Annotated in this window: 13 protein-coding genes; 11 read left to right on the plus strand and 2 right to left on the minus strand. The window is 72.2% G+C overall.

Annotation, left to right across the window (positions count from 1 at the left end; genetic code table 11):
* From VGR37_05005 to VGR37_05040, 8 genes are all read left to right on the plus strand, one after another.
* Window positions 1–1,471, plus strand: a 1,471-nt coding sequence (locus VGR37_05005) for an aminopeptidase P family protein (protein ID HEV2146754.1), incomplete at its 5' end; no start/stop codon positions are given.
* A complete protein-coding gene (locus tag VGR37_05010) occupies window positions 1,468–2,532 on the plus strand; it encodes a prolyl oligopeptidase family serine peptidase (GenBank protein HEV2146755.1) in 1,065 nt (354 codons plus the stop codon). The genes VGR37_05005 and VGR37_05010, both read left to right, overlap by 4 nt.
* A gap of 60 nt (window positions 2,533–2,592) precedes the next feature.
* Window positions 2,593–3,420, plus strand: a complete 828-nt coding sequence (locus VGR37_05015; protein ID HEV2146756.1) for a DUF429 domain-containing protein — start codon at window positions 2,593–2,595, stop codon at window positions 3,418–3,420.
* 150 nt (window positions 3,421–3,570) lie between these two features.
* Window positions 3,571–4,500 carry an alpha/beta fold hydrolase gene (locus VGR37_05020; GenBank protein ID HEV2146757.1) on the plus strand — a complete coding sequence of 310 codons (930 nt, stop codon included), beginning with the start codon at window positions 3,571–3,573 and terminating at the stop codon, window positions 4,498–4,500.
* Window positions 4,497–5,765, plus strand: a complete 1,269-nt coding sequence (locus tag VGR37_05025) for a class I SAM-dependent methyltransferase (GenBank protein HEV2146758.1) — start codon at window positions 4,497–4,499, stop codon at window positions 5,763–5,765. The genes VGR37_05020 and VGR37_05025 overlap by 4 nt, the downstream gene beginning before the upstream one ends.
* A 25-nt stretch (window positions 5,766–5,790) precedes the next feature.
* Window positions 5,791–6,927: a fatty acid desaturase gene (locus VGR37_05030; GenBank protein ID HEV2146759.1), complete on the plus strand. Its 1,137-nt coding sequence runs from the start codon at window positions 5,791–5,793 to the stop codon at window positions 6,925–6,927.
* A 12-nt stretch (window positions 6,928–6,939) separates the two neighbouring features.
* On the plus strand, window positions 6,940–7,821 hold the full coding sequence (locus VGR37_05035) for an alpha/beta hydrolase (protein ID HEV2146760.1): 882 nt from the start codon (window positions 6,940–6,942) through the stop codon (window positions 7,819–7,821).
* A gap of 10 nt (window positions 7,822–7,831) precedes the next feature.
* Window positions 7,832–8,923 carry a hypothetical protein gene (locus tag VGR37_05040; protein ID HEV2146761.1) on the plus strand — a complete coding sequence of 364 codons (1,092 nt, stop codon included), beginning with the start codon at window positions 7,832–7,834 and terminating at the stop codon, window positions 8,921–8,923.
* A gap of 41 nt (window positions 8,924–8,964) precedes the next feature.
* On the opposite strand, the gene VGR37_05045 is transcribed toward VGR37_05040, so the two are convergent.
* Window positions 8,965–10,683: an AMP-binding protein gene (locus VGR37_05045; GenBank protein HEV2146762.1), complete on the minus strand. Its 1,719-nt coding sequence runs from the start codon at window positions 10,681–10,683 to the stop codon at window positions 8,965–8,967.
* Window positions 10,684–11,156: 473 nt separating this feature from the next.
* Between VGR37_05045 and VGR37_05050 the strand changes: the two genes are divergently transcribed.
* The 3 genes from VGR37_05050 (at window position 11,157) to VGR37_05060 (ending at window position 19,168) form a co-directional block, all read left to right on the plus strand.
* The gene (locus tag VGR37_05050) at window positions 11,157–11,792 is read left to right on the plus strand and encodes a hypothetical protein (protein ID HEV2146763.1); all 636 of its coding nucleotides are present in this window, start codon (window positions 11,157–11,159) and stop codon (window positions 11,790–11,792) included.
* 28 nt (window positions 11,793–11,820) lie between these two features.
* A complete protein-coding gene (locus tag VGR37_05055) occupies window positions 11,821–13,857 on the plus strand; it encodes a hypothetical protein (GenBank protein HEV2146764.1) in 2,037 nt (678 codons plus the stop codon).
* Between the two features lie 64 nt (window positions 13,858–13,921).
* Window positions 13,922–19,168, plus strand: a complete 5,247-nt coding sequence (locus VGR37_05060; protein HEV2146765.1) for a DNA repair ATPase — start codon at window positions 13,922–13,924, stop codon at window positions 19,166–19,168.
* Between the two features lie 51 nt (window positions 19,169–19,219).
* On the opposite strand, the gene VGR37_05065 is transcribed toward VGR37_05060, so the two are convergent.
* Window positions 19,220–19,894: a uracil-DNA glycosylase gene (locus VGR37_05065; GenBank protein HEV2146766.1), complete on the minus strand. Its 675-nt coding sequence runs from the start codon at window positions 19,892–19,894 to the stop codon at window positions 19,220–19,222.
* Window positions 19,895–20,093: the final 199 nt, after the last annotated feature.

A 20,093-nucleotide genomic window follows, 5' to 3' on the forward strand; every position in this document is an offset into this window, starting at 1 on the left:
GTCGCCCACCGCCGCGGGGATTCCCGCCGCGGAGTGGGCCGTCCCCGCGCTCCCGCCCGCCGCGCCGATCTCCCGAGAGGAGTACGCGCGGCGCCGGGAGGCCCTGGCCGCCGCCATGGGCGACGGCGTCCTGGTGGTGTACGGGGCGGCGGAGTCGGAGTCCTCCGCGCCCTTCGCCCAGGTCCCCGCCTTCCGCTACCTGACCGGCCTCACCGAGCCGGGCGCCGCGCTGGTGATGGCGAAGTCCGGGAGCGACGTGCGGGCGCAGCTCTTCGTCCTCCCCCGGAACCCCGCGCGCGAGGTGTGGGACGGCATCCGCCTGGGGGCCGAGGGGGCGCAGGCGCTCACCGGGATCCCCGCGCGCACGGTCGATCGCCTGAGGCCGGCCCTCGATTCGCTGGTGGCGCGCCACCGGACCGTCTACACGCTCTCGCCGGAGGCCGGGGACGGGGAGTGGCTGGGGCCGGAGCAGCAGGCCGTCGCCGCGCTGGTGGCGCGCCACCCGGGTACGCGGGTCGTCCCGCTCGCGGAGCCGCTGCAGCGGCTCCGCGCCTCCAAGTCGCCCGCCGAGCTGGACCTGCTCCGCCGCGCCGCCTACGTCACCGTGCTGGCGCAGCGCGCCGCCATGCGGGCCATCCGGCCCGGGATGAACGAGTTCGAGGCGCAGGCCGTCATCGAGTACGTCTTCCGCCGCAACGGCGCGGAGCGCCCGGCCTTCGCCACCATCGTGGGCTCCGGTCCGAACTCCACCACCCTGCACTACCGGAGCGCCGACCGCTTCATGCAGGCCGGCGAGGTGGTGGTGATGGACGTGGGCGCCTCGTACCGCGGCTACGCCGCCGACGTCACCCGCACGGTTCCGGTGAGCGGCACCTTCACGCCGGAACAGCGCGCTGTCTACGACATCGTGCTGGGCGCGCAGAAGGCCGCGGAGGCGTCCATCCGGGTGGGGAGCACGACCATGCAGCAGGTCGGCCAGACCGCCGCGCGCTCGGTGGCGGAGGGGCTCGCCCGGCTGGGGCTCATCGAGTCGCCGGAGGCCGTCTACGACTGCGGCCAGGGGAGGACCTGCCCGCAGTACCGGCTCTTCTACATGCACGGCGTGGGTCACGGGATCGGGCTGGACGTGCACGACCCGGACGTCTCCTACTTCGGCCCCTTCGCCGTGGGGAGCGCCTTCACCATCGAGCCCGGGATCTACGTTCGCGCCGACGTCCTGGACCACCTCCCCGACACGCCGGCCAACCGCGCCCTGATCGCGCGCATCCGCCCCGCCGTGGAGCGCTACCGCGACATCGGCGTCCGCATCGAGGACGACTACCTGGTCACCGCGGCGGGGGTGGAGCGGGTCTCCGCCGGCGCCCCGCGCGAGCCGGAGGAGATCGAGGCGCTCATGCGCGGGGAGTGGCCGGCGAACGCGGAGCGCCGCCCAGAGGTCGTCGAGTGGTACCGGCAGACGACGCCGCGGTGAGGCGCTCCCGCCCGGCGGCGTGGGGGCTCGTGGCCCTCCTCGCCGCGCTCCCCGGCTGTGCCCCGCGACTCGCCCCCGGCGCCGCCGACACGCTGCTGGACGCGCTCTTCGCCCCACCCACCCCGGCGGAGGCGGCGGCGGTGGAGGCCGAGTGGGCCGGGCGCGACACCGGGGTGCACGGCTACCGCGTGGAGTGGCAGCGGATGGAGGAGAACGGGCGCCGCACCCTGGTCGTCTCGCACACCGTGGGCGGCGTGCGGCACTACGGCGCGCTGCGGGTGCCCCCCGGCGCGGCGGAGCGCAGGCTCCCGGTGCTGGTGGTGGCCCACGGTGGCGAGCGCGGCGTCACCGCGTACGAGTTCTTCCGCGAGGGCCCGCTGGCGGAGGGGTGGGTGCAGGTGCTCCCCTCCTACCGCTCCGAGCGCCTGGCCGTGACCCCCCTGCGCTGGTACCGCTCCGGGGGGCCGCCGAGCCCCTGGGACCGGGACGTGGACGACGTGATGGCGCTGCTGGGCGCGACGCTGGAGCACGTCCCGGAGGCCGACGGAACACGCGTGGCCGTGCTCGGCCGGAGCCGCGGCGCCGCGGTCGCCATGCTGGCGGCGATCCGCGACCCGCGGGTGAAGGCGGTGGTCGGCTTCGCCGGCCCCACCGACTTCTTCCTCCCGGAGGTCCGCCGCCTGGCGGAGCGGGCCGTCCGCAGCCGGGTCGCCCGGCTCCCGGGCGCGGGGTACATGGCGGACAGCGTCCTCTTCGCCCTGCGCGACGGACGCATCACGGCCTCCCGCGCCCGGCTGGAGCTGCTGCGCCGCTCCCCCGCGCGCTTCGCCCACCGCCTCCCGCCGACGCAGCTGCACCACGGCACCGGCGACGACGAGGTCCCCGTCGCGCACGCGGACCGCCTCGCCGAAGCGGTCCGCGCCCTCGGACCCGCCGCCCCCGACTTCGAGTACCACCGCTACCCCGGAGGCGGGCACCGCCCCCGCACCCTTCACGGCAGCCGCGAGCGTGCCGAAGCTTTCCTCCAGCGCGTCGCCGACCTGCCCGCGGCCCGCAGGTAGCCCCGCCGCCTGCCGTCCGCGGGCTGCTTCCCGTGGCGCTGCACGCTGCGCGTGCACCGGATGAACCCCCTTCCCTGTTCCCTGATGTTCGACTACTTCGGCGGGATCGACTTTTCCGGCGCCAAGGAGCCGCTCTCCAACCTGTGGAGCGCGGTCGGCCGCGAGCGCGACGGCAAGCTCCAGGTGGTGTCGCTCTGCCCCCACGCCTTCCGCCAGGACCTGGCCCACCACGTCTCCGGGGGGTGGCGGAAGCCGGTGGAGGCGGGCGAGGACGCGCCGATCCTCTGGGGCGCGGACTTCCCCTTCGGCCTCCCGGCGGACGCCGCCGCCGCGCTCACCGGCGGACCGGCGGGATGGGAGGCGACGGCCGCCTGGGTCGCCGACCGCCCCGCCGACGAGGTACGGAGCGCCCTCCCGGAGCACCACAAGGCGCCGCGGCGCACCGACACCGGGGGCGCCATGGCCCCGCTCGACCTGCGGCTCTACCGGCAGACGGTCGAGGGGATCCGCTGGCTCCACGAGCTCCGGGAAGCGGACGAGGTCTCCATCCTCCCCCAGGCGCCCCACCCCCGCGCCCGGACGACGCTGATCGAGGTGTACCCCTCCGGGACCGTCACCGACCTGGGGATCCGCTGCAAGCGCGCCCCCTCCCGCCCCGGCGAGGTGCGCGCCCGCCCCGCGGCGCTCCGCCCCTACCTTACCTTCGCGGACCCGGGGCTGGAGGCGGTCGCCGTCACCCTGGAGGACGCCTGGGACGCCGTGATCGCCTGCCTCACGGCCTACCTGGCCCGTCACGACCTGGAGCAGCCCTTCCGCATCCACCCCACCGAGCGCGGCACGATCGAGCGCGAAGGGTGGATCTACCGCGCCCCGGCGGCCCTGGAATGACGCCGGCGCCGGGCCGGGGTCGTACGGCGCCATGCGCCCCTCTTGACACCCCGGAGAATCCATCCTACTCTAAGTCTTGATATGTGCGCTCGTCATCCGCCTCGGATGACAGCCTGCGTGCAGGCGGCAGGATCACCATCGGTGCATCCAATGCAGATCGAGACGCTCTCCCTCCCGGCGACCGACGGCACCCCGCTGGCAGCCACCCTGTACGAGCCGGCCGACACCGCGGCGAACGGCAGGATCGTCATCCTCAACTCCGCGGTGGGCGTCAGGCGCGGCTTCTACGACCGCTTCGCCCGCGCCCTGGCCGACCGGGGCTTCGCCGTCCTGACGTACGACTACAGGGGGATCGGCGATTCGCGCCCGACCGGACCCCGCGGAGCGCAGGGGACCATCCAGGAATGGGGTGGAAAGGACTTCGCCGGCGTCCTGGACTGGACCGCGGATGCCCAGCCGGTGCGCACGATCGCCGTGATCGGGCACAGCATCGGTGGGCAGGTCGTGGGGCTGGCGCCCAACAACGGACGGATCGCCGCGATGCTCACCGTCTCCTCCCAGATCGGCTGGTGCGGGCACTGGGACCGGCCCGCGCGCTACATGCTGCGCTTCGTGTGGCACGTGTTCCTGCCGGGCACGGTGCGGATGCTCGGGTACTTCCCTGCCCGGCGCCTGGGCTTCGGCGACAACCTCCCGCCCGGGATCGCGCTCGAGTGGGCCCGCTGGTGCCGCAACCCGCGCTACATGGTCGATGAGCGTGGGGAGCCGCTCCGCACGTACTTCGACCGGTTCCGGGGCTCGCTCCTGGCCTACAGCTTCGCGGACGACCCCTTCGCCCCCCGGCGCTCCGTGGACGCCCTCGTCGCGCAGTACCGGAACGCCGCGGCCGAGCACCGGCACATGGTGCCCCGGGCCCTGAGGCTCCCGAAGATCGCCCACAGCGGCTTCTTCCGGGGACCGGGGCGGGAGGCGCTCTGGCCCGAGGCGGCCGAATGGCTCCTGGCCGCCACCCGTCCCTCGCCGGCCGGCGCCGCCGCCCTGTCCCCGAGCACGGCCGACCTTTCCCGGAGTCACTCATGAAGCCCATCCCGGTGCAGGACGCCCCCGGAGCCGCCGTACCCGCTCCTCCGACCCGCCGCCGTCCCGACCGCGGCTCCCGAGCGGCCCAGGCCGTCTTCCTGGAGCTGCTCGACAAGCACCTCTCCCACGGCGCCCTGCGCCTGATCGTGGACGGCGCGCCGGTGGTGGTCGGCGCGGCGGAGGGGGCCGAATCGGTCCCCACCCTCCGCGTGCACGACCCCCGGTTCTTCCGCCGCGTGCTCGGCGAGGGGAACCTGGGGCTGGGGGAGGCTTACATGGACGGCGACTGGACGATGGAGGAGGGCGAGGTCCACGACTTCCTGGCCATCCTCCTTCGCAACCGGATCGACCGGAAGGTCCGCGCCGACCCCGCGACCGCCTGGAAGGTCTTCAAGGTCCAGGCGGCCAACCTGCTCCGCGGCCGCCAGTGGGGGCACGTCCAGCAGCACTACGACCTCGGCGACGACCTGTTCGAGTCGTTCCTGGACTCCACCCTCACCTACTCCTGCGGCTACGCGCGTACGCCGGGCGATTCGCCCGACGAGCTGCAGTTCAACAAGCTCGACCGCATCTGCCAGAAGCTGGAGCTGCGTCCCGGCGACCGCCTCCTCGACATCGGCTGCGGCTTCGGCGGGCTCCTCGTCCACGCGGCCACCCACTACGGCGCCACCGGCATGGGGATCACCACCAGCCAGCGGCACCACGAGCACGGCAACGAGCGGATCCGGAGCGCCGGCGTCGGAGACCGGGTCCGCATCGAGCTGCGGGACCACCGCTCCATCGAGGGGGAGTTCGACCGCGTGGTGAGCGTGGGAATGATGGAGCACCTACCGCGCAAGGAGTACGGACGCTACTTCGCCCGGATCGCCGCGGTGCTCCCGCCGCACGGGATCGGGCTGGTGCACGCGGTCGGGTGCAACGGGCAGCGCAACGAGCACGACCCGTTCACCCAGAAGTACATCTTCCCGGGCTCGGGGCAGCCCCGGCTCTCGGAGATGACCGCCGGGTGCGAGCGCCACGGCCTGGCCATCCGGGACGTGGAGAACCTCATCCGCCACTACGGCTACACGGCGCACGGCTGGTTGGAGAGCTTCCGGGCCAACCAGCACCGGCTCGACCCCGTGCGCTACGACGCCCGCTTCCGCCGCATGTGGGAGTACTACCTCTCCTGCGCCGTCGCCGCGGCCTCGTACTCGGACGCCGCGCTGTACCAGGTGCTGTTCATGAAGGACTACGCCGGACCGATGCCGCTGCATCGGGTCTGAACCCACGTACCCACCGGAGGCACTCGTGCACGGTCTCACCCTGCTGTACAAGGAGTTCACCGCGCTGGGGTTCACTCAGAAGAGGCCAGGGCGTGTAATCGGTGAGATGGTCTTTCATCTCCTGCTGGCCCTCGGGGGCACCGCCGTCTTCATCTGGGCGGATCCCCTCGGGGTGCGCGTCGCCGGCCTCCTCGCGATGACGCTCGGCAACCTCGGGATCGCGACCAGCACCCACACCTCGTCGCACAACGCCACCAGCGACCGGCTCTGGGTGAACAAGGCGCTCACCTTCTTCGGCTATCCGTTCATGTTCGGCGCGTCGGCGATGTACTGGTACACCAAGCACATCGCCGTGCACCACCCCACGCCCAACGTGATCGGCCTGGACGACGACGTGGACCTCCTCCCCTGGTTCGCGCTCACCGAGGAGGAGTTCAACCAGGGCGGGCCGCTCCGCCGCCTGTACTACCGGCACCAGTGGGTGCTGGTCCCGCTGGCGATCGCGCTGAACCACCTGAACCTCACGTACACCTCGCTGCGCTACCTGGCGGGTGCGCTCCGCGACCCCCGCGGGCGGAGCCGGATGCACTGGATCGACGTTGGGGTGGTCCTCTCGCACTACGCGCTCTGGATCGGCGTCCCCCTGCTCTTCTTCCCGGTGCAGCACGTGCTCGGCTTCTACCTGCTCCGGAGCGCGCTGATGGGGTACGCCATGTTCGCGGGGTTCGCCCCGGCCCACTTCCCGGTGGAGGCCAGCTTCCTCCCCATGGAGGGGCACTCGAACCGGGCGGAGTACAAGCGGAACTCCGACTACATCCTGCTCCAGACCGCGACGACCGTGAACTTCCGGACGGGGTGGTTCGGGCGGCTCCTGTGCGCCGGGGTCGACTACCAGATCGAGCACCACCTCTTTCCGGGGATCAGCCACGTCTACTACCCGCAGATGAGCGTCGTCCTGCAGCGCTTCTGCGCGGAGAACGGCTACCCGTACCGGACGCTCGGGTGGGGGGAGGCGCTCTGGAAGAGCCTCATGGCTTTCCGGCACCCGAAGCCGGTCGAGCCGGCGCTGGAGGCGCTCCGGCTCCGGGTGGCCGCGCAGTATTCCGATGCCGCCGCGCTCCAGCCGGCGGTGGTCCAGCCGGCGGTGCCGGGGCTGGCGTAGCCGGGCGCCGGAATGCGGCCCTGGGCCGCGCGGGCGGGGGCTCGCCTGGACAGCCGCTGGCTGGCGGGAGGCCGCTCGCGCCTCCCGTCCACCCCGGACACGCGGCTGGTCGACCTCCCCGCCGCCCGGGTGCGCGTGCGCGTGACCGGGAGCGGCGGGCGCACGCTGGTGATCGTACCCGACCCGCCCAACACGATCGAGCACTACGACCGGCTCATCGAGCGGCTCGCGCCGGAGTTCCGGGTCATCTGCCTGGAGGCGCCCGGCTTCGGCTTCTCCCACCCGAAGCCCGGCTTCCGCTTCACCCTCGACGAGTGGGCGAGCACCCTCGTCGAGCTCTTCGACCGCCTGGAGGTGCGCGCGGCCACCCTCTCGATGTCGTGCCTCGGGGCGTTCGCCGCGCTCGTGGTGGCCAGGCGCCGCCCCGACCAGGTGGAGCGCCTGGTGCTGATGCAGATCCCCTCCGCCGACGAGATGAAGCGGTGGGTGCTGCGCGAGGACGTGCTCGGCATCTTCAACACTCCCGTCCTGGGCCAGGCCGCGGTCCGCGCCACCCGGCGCCTGATCGCGCGGCAGTGGTACCGGTCCGCCCTCCCCCCCGGTGCGGACCCGGAGCCGTACCTGCGGACCACGCTCCGCGCCTTCGAGCGCGGGGCCTGCTTCTGCCTGGCCTCGGGCTTCCAGGTGTTCCGCGCCGAGAGCCCCGACCTGTCGGGGGTGCAGCAGCCCGCGGCCGTCCTCTGGGGCGGGGCGGACGGGACGCACCGGGACACGGACCGGCGGTCCATCCTCACCCACCTGCCGCACGCGCGCTGGATGGAGATCGACGGGTGCGGCCACTTTCCCGACCTGGAGCGCCCGGACGTGTACCTGGACGTGCTCCGGGCCGGATGATCGCACCCGCATGAGCATCCGCGCGGCCCGCTTCCTGGGCGACTACCTCCGGACCGACCCCGGCCTCCCCGAAGAAGAGGTCGTTCTCCGGGTCGCGGGCGAAGAGGTGGAGGGCACCTTCTACCCCCCCCCGGGACGCGGCCCGGCCCCCGCCTGGGTCGTCCTGCACGGGCTCACGGTTCCGGGGCGGCGGCACGCGTCGCTGCTGCGCTTCGTCCGCGCCCTGCGCGCGGCGGGAAACGCGGTGCTGGTTCCCGACGTCCCGCGCTGGCGCGCGCTGGTGGTGGACTCGGCGGCCGCGCGCGAGACGATCGAGGGGGGCGCCGCCTACCTGGCCGGGCGCCCGGAGGCGAGGCCGGGCGGAGTGAGCGTGGTGGGGTTCTCGATGGGGGCGACCATGGCGCTGGTCGCCGCGGCCGATCCGCGGGTGCGGTCCGTCGTCCGCACGGTCGTGGGGTTCGGCGGGTACTGCGACATGCAGCACACCATGCGCTGCATGTGCACCGGCGAGTACGAGTGGGAGGGGCGGGTGCGGCGGATGCACCCCGACCCCTACGGCCGGTGGATCGTGGCGGGCAACTTCCTGACCGGCGTCCCGGAGTACCACGGGATGGGCGCGGTGGCGGAGGGGCTCCGGACGCTCGCGATCGACGCGGGGAGGCGCGGGGTGGACGCCGGGGACCCGGTGTACGACGTGCTGCGCGCCTCGATCCGGCGCACCCTCGCCCCGGACGAGCAGGAGGTCTGGGACCTGCTCGCTCCGCCCGCCGCCCGACCCGTCGTCGACCTGGACGCGGGCCGGCACCTCGCGCGGCGCGTCGCGGACGCCGCCCTCGCGGCGGACCCGGGGCTCGATCCGGGCCCCGTGCTCCCCGCCCTCCGCACGCGCGTGGTGCTGGCGCACGGGCGCGCCGACCGGCTGATCCCCTACACCGAGACGCTCCGGATGCGCCGTGCCCTCCCCGCGCACACGCGCCCCTCCGCCACCGTCTCCCACCTCTTCGCCCACTCCACCGGGTCCGGGGGGCTCGATCCCATGCGCTACGGGGTGGAGGTCTTCCGCTTCTTCCGGCTTCTCGGCCGAGCGCTCGCGCCCCGGTAGCCCCCGCCGCATTCTCCCGCCGGCTCCCGGCGATTCCCTCGTCAGACCCCCTGCACCGGCGCTGCCGCCGCACCGGGACGCAGGTCCTTGCGGAGGATCTTCCCGACGGGGCTCTTGGGGAGGTCGTCGCGGAACTCGATGTGCTTGGGCACCTTGTACGGCGCCAGCGACTCCCGGCAGTGCCGGATGATGTCGTCGCTCGTGGGAGCGGGGGTCCCGGGCACGACGAACGCCTTGACCGCCTCCCCCGTGCGCTCGTCCACCACCCCGATCACCGCCACCTCGCGCACCCCGGGGTGCCTGGCGATGCAGTCCTCCACCTCGTTGGGGTAGACGTTGAAGCCGCTGACCAGGACCATGTCCTTCATCCGGTCCACGATGCGGACGTACCCCTCCTCGTCCATGGTCGCGACGTCCCCCGTGTGCAGCCACCCGTCCTTGATGGTCTTCGCGGTCTCGTCCGGGCGCTCCCAGTAGCCGAGCATCACCTGCGGCCCCTTCACCAGCAGCTCCCCGGGCTGGCCGGTGGCGACCGTGTTCCCGGAATCGTCCGCGCAGCGCACGTCGGTGGAGGGGATGGGGATCCCGATGCTGCCGACCTTCACCTTCCCGCCCAGCGGATTGAAGGTCACCACCGGCGACGTCTCGGTGAGCCCGTATCCCTCCACGACGGGGGTCCGGGTCATCTCCTCCCAGCGCCTCGACACCGCCTCGTGCAGCGCCATCCCGCCCGCCACCGACACCTTGAGGTGCTTCGGCGGATTCTTCGCGAACCACTCCTCGTTGAGCAGGGCGCTGAACAGGGTGTTCACCCCCGAGAGCCAGGTGATGGGGTACTTCTCCCACGCCTTGCGCATGTTGGCGGGGGGGCGGGGGGAGGGGATGAGGATGTTCCCTCCCCCCATCTGGTAGAAGCCCAGGAAGTTGACGGTGAAGGCGAAGATGTGGTACAGCGGGAGCGCCGTCATGATGACGTCCTCCGGCAGGAGGTGCATCCGGTTCATCTCCAGCATCTGCGCCGTGTTGGCGAGGAGGTTGCCGTGGGTCAGCATGGCCCCCTTGGAGACGCCGGTCGTCCCGCCCGTGTACTGGAGCGCCGCCACCGTCCCGTGGTCCACCCCGGCCAGGTATCCCTGCAGGTCCACGCCCCCCTTGAGCCGGTCCCTCCCCGCGGAGAGCGCATCCTGGAAGGAGGTGTGCGGCACCGTGGTGGGCGGAAGCTGCTTCTTCACGTACTTGAGCACCGTCCGGATCAGGACGGCCTGCAGCACCGGGAAGAACTCCGTGATCCGGACCGTCACCACCGTTTCCACCGGTGTCTTCGGGAGCACGGGCGGGAGCCGGTCCGCGAACAGGTCGATGATCACCAGCACCCGCGCGCCTGCATCGGAGAACTGGTGGATCATCTCCGGCGGGGTGTACAGCGGGTTGGTGTTCACCAGCACGCACCCCGCCTTGAAGATCCCGAGCGCCACGATGGGGTAGGCCAGGCAGTTGGGCATCTGCACCGCCACCCGGTCTCCCGCCTCCAGCCCCAGCTTCCCGCGCAGGTACGCCGCGAACTCGTCCGAGTGGCGGTCCACTTCGGCGTAGGTGAGCGAGGCGTCCATGCCGTTCGGCATGCACTGCGTGAACGCGGTGGTCGAGGCGTGCTGGGCCGCCGACTGCCGCGCCATCTCGGCGATGTGGCGGAAGGGGATCGGCGGGATCTCGGGACGGGTGCCTTCGGCGTAGTGCGGAACCCACGGACGGTCGCTCATCCTGCCCTCCTCTGGCTGGAGCTCCACCGGCGGGCGCGGCGCGGGGAGCGGTGGGGATGCAACCCGGAGCGCGCGCGGGGCGGCCTCCGGCCTCGGGACCAGGAAATGACGGGGTAACGAACGATCGCTCGCCGGACGTATCATAGATCCGACGCCGCCATCAGGAAAGTGCCCATGCACGGGCCGGGCCGGACGGGGAGGCGCCGTGCGGCACCGGGCCGTCGCAGACGAGCACTGGAGCGATGAGAACTTCGGAGTTAGCTTCAAGGGGCGTCATGTACCGCCTCCCCTTTTCGCGCTGCGGGAGCGCCCATCCCGCGCGGAAGAGCTCCCCACGGGGAGCAGACCCGCTGCCATTCCCGCAGGCTTGAAACCCCAGGCGTCATACCTACGTCCGGATTGAGAAGGCATCGCGCCGGGTGCCTTGCCCGGGTCGAGACATCGTCGTCAGGCCACAGTCGATCGAGCGCACAGTGAGCGAATTCCTGCAGACCGCCCTCACCTTCCCGACAGTCGTCTTCAGCGTCCTGCTGAGCGTGAGCGTCGTCTACTGGCTACTCGCGGCCACGGACCTGGTCGACGCCGACGCCCCGGACGCGCTGCTCGGCGGGGATGGCGAGGTGAGCGACGCGAGCGGCGCGGCTGCGATGCTCGCCAGGCTGAGGCTGTCCGACGTGCCCGTCATGGTGGTGGTCACGGCGCTGAGCTTCACGGCCTGGTTCGGGACGTACTTCGTGCACCTGCTCGTGCTCCGGCACCTGCCGGACGGCCTACGCGTCCTGGCCGGCGCCGGGGTGCTGCTCGCGGTGCTCGTCCCCAGCGCGGCCGTCACGTCGCTCCTGCTGCGCCCCGTCGGCCGCTGGCTGTCGAGGCTTCGCGCTCCGGCCGAGCCCTCCCTCCTCGGCCGGGTCGGGACCATCGTCACCCCCACGCTGGCTCCCGACTACGGCCAGGCGGCCGTCGACGACGGCGGAGCAGGCCTTATCCTGCAGGTTCGTCACGACGAGCCCGGTCAGCTCAAGCGCGGCGACCGGATCGTGCTCATCGAGTACCTCGAAGGGCAGCATGCGTATCGCGTGATCTCGGAGAAGCAGTTCCTCGGCCGGTAAGCCAATCCCCGCCCCAAGAGAGGTCGAAATGAGTGTGTCCCTCGTCATGCCGTTCCTGATCGGTGCAGGCGTCCTGCTCGTCGTGCTCATGGGCACCTTCGCCCTGTTCAGCGCCTTCTACGTCAAGGTCGAGCAGGGCACCGCGCTCATCGTCAACGACCTGAGCTCGGTGCCCAAGGTCCGCTTCACCGGCAGCCTGGTCATTCCGGTCCTGTACAAGGCCGAGCTGATGCGGATCAGCCTGATCACCCTGCAGGTCGACCGGCGCGGCAAGGAAGGCCTCATCTGCCGCGACAACATGCGGGCCGACATCGCCGTCGCCTTCTACCTGCGCGTGAACGAGACGCAGGAAGACGTGCTGCGCGTGGCGAAGGCGATCGGGGCGGGCCGCGCGTCCGACCGCAACGCGGTCGACGAGCTGTTCAACGCGAAGTTCTCCGAAGCGCTGAAGACGGTCGGCAAGAAGTTCGAGTTCACCGAGCTCTTCGAGAAGCGCCAGGAGTTCCGGGACGAGATCATCAAGGTCATCGGCAACGACCTCAACGGGTACGTCCTGGAGGACGTCGCGATCGACTACCTGGAGCAGACGCCGAAGCACCTGCTCGACCAGAACAACATCCTCGACGCCGAGGGGATCCGGAAGATCACCGAGCGCACCGCCACGCAGAACGTGGTGACCAACGAGCTGGAGCAGAACGAGAAGCTCGCGATCACCAAGAAGAACGTCGAGGCCCGCGAGGCCCTGCTGGCCCTGGAGCGCCAGCAGGCCGAGGCCGAGGCACGCCAGAAGCGGGAGATCGAGACGATCCAGGCGCGCGAGGCGGCGGAGACCGCCCGCGTACGCGAAGAGCAGCGGCTGATCGCCGAGCAGGCCCGGCTCGAATCCGATGAAAAGCTCCAGATCCGCGAGCAGAACGTGCAGCGCGAGATCGAGGTCGCCGCGCAGAACCGCGAGCGCGCCGTCGCCATCGAGGCCGAGCGGGTCGAGCGCGCGCGCCAGATGGAAAAGGTCACCACCGACCGCGAAGTCCAGCTGCAGGGCGTGGAGCGCGACAAGGTGGTCGAGGTCGGAAAGAAGGACGTGGCCAACATCACGCGCGAGCGCATCGCGATCGACAAGACGGTGACCGTCGAGGAGGAGCGGATCAAGGAGGTGCGCGTGGTCTCCGAGGCGGAGCGCGAGAAGCAGGCGCGGGTGCTGGCCGCGGAAGCCGAGGCGCAGGAGGCGATGGTCCGCACGATCAAGGAGGCCGAGGCCGCCGAGGCCGCCGCCCGGTACAGGGCGGTGGAGATCACCACCCTGGCGCAGGCGCAGCTGGATGCCGCGACACGGGAGTCCGAGGCCAAGCGCGTCCTGGCCGAGGGGCTCCGGGTGGAGATGGCCGCGCCCGGCCTGGCCGAGGCGGCGGTCCGCGAGGCCGAGGCGACCGCCATTGAGAAGGTGGGGACCGCCGAGGCGCGGGTGATCGAGGCGAAGGCGGACGCGGCCTACAAGCAGGGGAGCGCCGAAGCGCGCGTGCTGGCGGAGCGGCTCGGCGCCCAGGCCGAGGGCGAGGCCAAGCTGGGCCAGGCGAAGGCGACGGCGGTGGAGTCCGTGGGCGGGGCAGAGGCGACCGTCACGGCGAAGAAGCTCACCGCCGAGGCCGAGGGCCTGACCAAGAAGTTCGAGGCCATCGACTCGCTGAGCGACCGTGCCCGCCAGCACGAGGAGTTCCGCATGACGCTGGAGACGCACCTGGAGCAGGCGATGGCCGCCATCAGCGCGGGCCGGGACGTCAGCAAGGAGAACGCGGAGGTCATCGCGTCCGCGCTCCGCAACGCCAAGATCGACCTGGTGGGCGGCGACGGCGGCATGTTCGAGATGCTCTCCAAGTCGCTCACGCTGGGCAAGTCCATCGAGGGCCTCGCGGGGAAGAGCCCCATCGTGCAGGAACTGATAGAGCGCTTCCTGGGCGCGGGCGGCGGCGCGGCGCGGGAGCGCCTGGCGGCCCACGCCCCCGCGGTGGTGCCGATCACGCCGGAAGTGTTCGAGCAGGTCGCGCCGAAGGCCGACCCCGTCGGCTGAGGCAGGGAAGCGCCGGGGGCGCCCGGCGCCCCCGGATCTCCACAGCGGATTCCAGGTGGATTCGATGACCGAGCAGTCCCCGGCCACGCAGGAGGCCATTGCCGATGCGTCCGCTGATGCGTCCGTCGACCAGGCGGTGGCCGAGGGCGGCGCGTACGAGGTCCTGCGCCGCCGCCTGGTCGAGCAGGGCACCCGCCTCCGGGAGGTCGCCGGCGCGCTGAACGACCAGCGGCTGGCCGAGTTCGGCGACAGCCGGCTGGAGGTCGTCGGGCGCCTCCGGATCCACACCGAGCACAACTGCGTCGGCCGGGACATCGTCCCGGTCGGGGACCGGCTGCTCTTCGGCTACAACGTCTTCCTGGGGCTGAAGACCACCACCCGCGTGGAGGACGTCTTCGGCCTCTACCGGCTGGTGCAGGGCCCGGACGGCTTCGACGTCGAGGCGGCGGACGTGTCCGGCAGCTTCCTGGGCGACGCGGCCTTCCTCCGCGACTTCAACGAGCTCTACGCCTACTATAAGAACGCGCGCCTGCTGCAGCTGGACGTGGCGGGCGGCAAGCTGCTGGCGGCCTTCCAGATCGGCGAGCGCAGCACGGACGTCCGCGTGTTCCGCTGGGCGATCCCGCCCCGGGGCGAGCCGACGTACATCGACGCCCGCGGCGAGCGCGACCTGACGTTCCCTCCGCCGTTCGACTTCGAGTGGACCCGCGCGGGGCGCGAGCAGATGGTCAGCGGCCGCTTCCCGCACCTGAACGTGCTGGACACGCTGTTCGTGGAGACCACGGGCGGCGACCTGACCATCAAGGTCGAGAACAACACCGAGACGGGGGAGGGGATCCACAGCGAGCCGGTCGAGGAGAAGACGCAGTCGCTGGACGACGCCACCTTCGACTTCGCCCGCGTCGGGTCGCTGGTCCTGCTCAAGGTCCTCCCGTACCGGGAGACGGCCTGGCGCGGGTTCGTCTTCAACACCCTGACCGGCAGGGTGCAGCGCGTGGACGCCATCGTGCAGGCGTGCGTGCAGCTGCCGGAGGACCACGGGATCATCTTCCCGGGCGGCTACTACCTGCAGAACGGGGAGCACAAGGCGTTCGACGCGCGGATGGACGGCATGCGGTTCCAGCGCGCCATCCACTCGCCGAACGGGGAAGACGTCATGTACGTCTTCTACGAGCACGAGGGCGGGCGGTCCGCGCTGTTCGTCTACAACATGATCCAGCGCCGGCTGCAGAGCCCCCTCTTCGGCCACGGCCACGCCGTGCTGGGGGACGGCCGCATGGTGCTGTTCGACGCCGAGGGCGATGCGCCCACGCGCGTGCACCCGATGCAGATCTGGCAGACGCCGTTCGTGTCGGACGAGTTCGCCGCGAGCCGCCCGCCGGGGAGCAGCTTCATGGGGAGGCTCGGCAACGCCGAGCTGGTGCGGGGCATCTCCAGCCTGTTCGAGCTGGCCCGCGAGATCGAGCGCCCGGAAGTCTCGGCGCAGCGCTACCAGCTGCTCGTCCGGAACACGCGCCGGCTCTTCGACGCGCACCACTGGCTGGACGACGCCGACTGCCGGGGCGCGGCGAGCCTGCTGCACGAGATCGCCGCCACCGGCGAGTCCGTGCTGGACGAGTTCGAGAAGGTGGAGAGCATCCGCCGACAGTCCGACGCCGCGATGGCGCAGGCCCGCACGGACCACTCCGCGCTGCTCGGCCGGCTGCTCCCGGAGGAGTGGACGCAGATCCAGGACTTCGTGGACGCGCTGGGCGAGATCACGCGCCAGCGGGGCCGCCTGCTGACGATCCGCGACCTCCGCTACGTCGACACGGCGGCGATCGACGCGATGGGCGCCGAGCTGCAGGCCGAGCACGAGCGGATCGGGGCGGCCACCGGCGAGTTCCTCTCCGGGGACATGGCGCTGGCACCGTTCGCGGAGCGCCTGCAGGCGCTGGACGCCCGGGCACAGCAGGCCGAGACGGCGAGCGCGCTCGGCGAGACGCTCGCCGCCCTGGAGGCGATGTCCGCCGACCTGGAGATGCTGTCCGAGCTGATGGCGACGCTCAGGGTGGACGACGCCGTGCAGCGCACGCGGGTCGTGGAGGCGATCTCCGCGATCTACGCCGGGCTCAACCAGGCGCGGGCGCGGGCGGGCCAGCGCCGCAGGACGCTGGCCTCGTCCGAGGCGGTCGCCCAGTTCGGCGCCCAGTTCGCGCTCTTCGGGCAGAGCGTGGCGAGCGCGCTCGCCCTGGCCACGGACCCGGAGCGCGCGGACGAGCAGCTCTCGCGTCTCATGGTGCAGCTGGAGGAGATCGAGAGCCAGTTCGGCGAGCACGAGCAGTTCCTCGACGACATCCTGGCCAAGCGCGAGGAGCTGCTGGAGAGCTTCGACGCCCACCGGCAGGCGCTGCTGGACGACCGCCAGCGGAAGGCGCAGACGGTGCTGGAGGCCGCGAGCCGCATCCTCGATGGCCTGGGCCGCCGCACCGAGAAGTTCGCCTCCGCCGACGAGCTGAACGCGTTCTTCGCCGGGGACCCGCTGATCCTCAAGGTGCGCGAGCTGGCCGAGCGGCTGCGCGCCCTCCGGGACCCGGTCAAGGCGGACGACGTCGAGGCGCGCGTCAAGGGCGCCCGCGACGCGGCGGTGCGCGCGCTGCGCGACCGCAGCGACCTGTTCGACGACGGCGGAAAGGTGATCCGGCTGGGCCGTCACCGCTTCAGCGTCAGCACGCAGCCGCTGGACCTCACCATCCTGCCGCGCGGGGACGAGCTGGCGGTCCACCTGACCGGCACGGACTTCATCGAGCCGATCCACAGCGAGGAGCTCGCCGCGCTCCGCGAGTACTGGCAGGCGTCGCTTGAATCGGAGTCCCCCGCGCTCTACCGGGGCGAGTACCTGGCGGGCGAGATCCTGACGGCGGCGGAGGCCGGTACCGATGGCCTCACGCTCGACCTGCTGCTGCGCCAGTCCGCGGACGTCGACGTGCTGGCCCGGACCGTGGCCGGCTTCGCCGCGCCCCGGTACCGCGACGGCTACCAGCGGGGCGTCCACGACCACGACGCCACGTTGATCCTGCGCGCCTACCTCGCGCAGCTCGCCGACGCGGGCGCGCTGGTCCACGCGCCGGAGCCGCGTGCGCTCGCGGCGCTGTTCCAGGTGGCCGCACGGGGAGAGGCGGACGTGCAGGAGTGGCGCTCACGGGTCTCGGGCGCCCGCGCCATGCACGCCCTGTTCGGATCGCGGTCCGCGGCGGACACGCTCCGAACGGAGATGGCGGAGCGTCTGGAGGAGTATGCGGATTCCAGCGGCCTGCCGTTCGACGCCGCGGTCGCCGCGAACGCCGCTGCCTACCTCTTCGACGAGCTGGCCGGGGGGCAGGAAGGGCTCGTGCTCTCCCTTCCCGCCCGGGAGCTCGCGGACGCGCTCCGTTCCCGCCTGGAGGACGCCGACCTCGCGGCCGCCTTCGACCGCACCCTGGAGCAGCTCCGGGATCGCCCGGCCGCCCGGTACGTGCACGTGGTCCACTGGCTGGAAGCGCTGTGCACGGACGCCGAGCTGGCCCCGTTCGCCCGGTACGTCCCCGAGGCGGCGGCGCTGGTCCTCACCCGCGACGGCGTGTCCCGCCGGCCGAGCGACGCCCCGCCGCTGGTCACGGTGGAAGGGCTGCTAGGCGAGCACCCGCGGATCGACGGGGGGCGCCTGACGCTGGCGGTGGACGACTTCCGCGCCCGGCTGCAGGCGCACCGCGACCGGTTCCTGCCGGGCTACCGCCGCTACCAGGCGATCCGCCACGAGGTCGCCACGCGCGAGCGGGACGCGCTCCGGCTGGGGGAGCTGCAGGCGCGGCCGCTGACCTCGTTCGTCCGCAACCGGCTGATCAACGACGTCTACCTGCCGATCATCGGCGACAACCTCGCCAAGCAGATCGGCACCGTGGGCGAGAGCAAGCGCAGCGACCTGATGGGGCTGCTCATGATGATCTCGCCGCCGGGGTACGGGAAGACCACGCTGATGGAGTACGTGGCGCACCGCCTGGGACTGGTCTTCGTCAAGGTCAACGGCCCCGCCCTGGGCCACGAGGTGAGGTCGGTGGACCCGGCACAGGCCCCCGACGCGACCTCCCGCCAGGAGCTGGAGAAGCTCAACCTGGCACTGGAGATGGGGAATAACGTGATGCTGTACGTGGACGACATCCAGCACACGCACCCCGAATTCCTGCAGAAGTTCATCTCGCTCTGCGACGGCACGCGGCGCATGGAGGGCGTGTGGCGGGGCCGCACGAAGACCTACGACCTGCGCGGCAAGAAGTTCTGCGTGGTCATGGCGGGGAACCCGTACACAGAGTCCGGGGAGGTCTTCAAGATCCCGGACATGCTCGCCAACCGCGCCGACGTCTACAACCTGGGCGACGTCCTGGGCGGGATGGAGGACGTATTCACGCTTAGCTACGTCGAGAACAGCCTGACCTCCAACCCGGTGCTCGCGCCGCTGGCGACGCGGGACATCGCGGACCTGTACCTCTTCGTAGACCGGGCAAAGGGTCTGGAGGTCTCCACGAACGCGCTCAGCCACGCCTACGGCGCGGCCGAGGTCAACGAGATCGTGGCGACGCTGCAGCGGCTCATGCAGGTGCGCGACGTCGTGTACCGCGTGAACCAGCAGTACATCGCGAGCGCGGGGCAGGCGGACCGGTACCGTACCGAGCCCGCGTTTCGGCTGCAGGGCAGCTACCGGAACATGAACAAGCTGGCGGAGAAGATCTCGCCGGTGATGAACGAGGGGGAGCTGCAGCAGCTCGTCACGGACCACTACCTCGGCGAGGCGCAGCTCCTCACCACGGGCGCGGAGGAGAACCTGCTCAAGCTCCGGGAGCTGCGGGGCGTGCTCACCCCCGAAGAAGCCGCCCGCTGGGAGCAGATCAAGCGCGACTTCCTGCGCAACAAGGCGATGGGCACGGACGACGCCGACATCGGCGGCCGCGTGGTCGCCCAGCTCGCCGACATCGCGGGCGGGCTCCAGGCCATGGGCGCGGCCGCGTCCGCCGCCCCCCGCGAGCCGCAGTCGGTACCGGAGACCGGTTCCGCGCTGGAGGAGCTGCCGGAGGTGGTGCGCGCCGCGGTGGAGCCGCTGCTGGAAGCGATCCGGGCCAGCCATGCGCAGCAGGGCCAGGTCACCGCCGCGGTCCTGCGCATGGTCTCCGCGATCGTGGTGGGACGGAGCGATCCCGCCGGAGACCGGGAGCCGTACGTTCCGGACGCGGAAGAGTCGCGGACGGAGGGATCTCTTCAGAACCTCCGGGTGGTCGGCGACGTCCAGGTCGGCGAGTAGACGGCCTCCTGGACGGCGCCGATCGGGACAGCTTCGGCGAGCGCTCCCGACCTACCCGATGGCCCGGCGCGCGGCGGCGAAGACCTCGTCCAGCATCTCCGGCGTGAGCCGGCCGGTGAAGGTGTTCTGCTGGCTGGGGTGGTACGAGCCGATCAGGGTGAGCCCGTCCGCCAGCGGCACCTCCGCCCCGTGCCCGAACCGGGGCTGCGGGACGGGGACGGGGCGCCCCGCTTCGCGCAGGAGGCGGAGCATCTGCCCCCAGGCGAAGCCGCCGAGCGCCACCACGGCGCGGAGGCGGGGGAGCGCCTCCAGCTCTCGCAGCACCCAGGGGGCGCAGGCGTCCCGCTCCTCGGGGGTGGGCCGGTTGTCCGGCGGCGCGCACTTCACCGCCCCGGTCACCCAGGCGTCCCGCAGCGTGAGCCCGTCGCCGACGTGCTCGGAGGTCGGCTGGCTGGCGAACCCGGCGCGGTGCAAGGCTGCGAAGAGCCAGTCGCCGGAGCGGTCGCCGGTGAAGACCCGCCCCGTACGGTTCGCGCCGTGCGCGGCGGGCGCCAGCCCGAACACCAGGAGCCGCGCCTCCGCGTCACCGAAGCCGGGCACCGGCCGCGCCCAGTAGTCGCACTCGCGGTAGGCCCGGCGCTTCTCGCGCCCCACCCGCTCCCGCCACTCCACCAGCCGCGGGCACCTGCGGCACCCGACCAGCTCGTCCTGCAGCGTCTTCAGCATCGTCCCTCGTCATGCAAAACTCCCCACCCTCCACGCGGGAGGGTGAGGAGCCGTCGGTGCTTCCAGGGGGCGGGTGCCCGCCCCGCCCTACCGCTCCGCCGGGGTCTCCTGCGGGCGCTCCACGCGGGGCCGCTCCACCGGCGCGGACCGCGGGGCGGGAGGCTCGGCGCGCACCGGCTCCGGCCGCGGTGCCTCCGCC

The organism is Longimicrobiaceae bacterium (assembly GCA_035936415.1).
Taxonomy (GTDB): domain Bacteria; phylum Gemmatimonadota; class Gemmatimonadetes; order Longimicrobiales; family Longimicrobiaceae; genus JAFAYN01.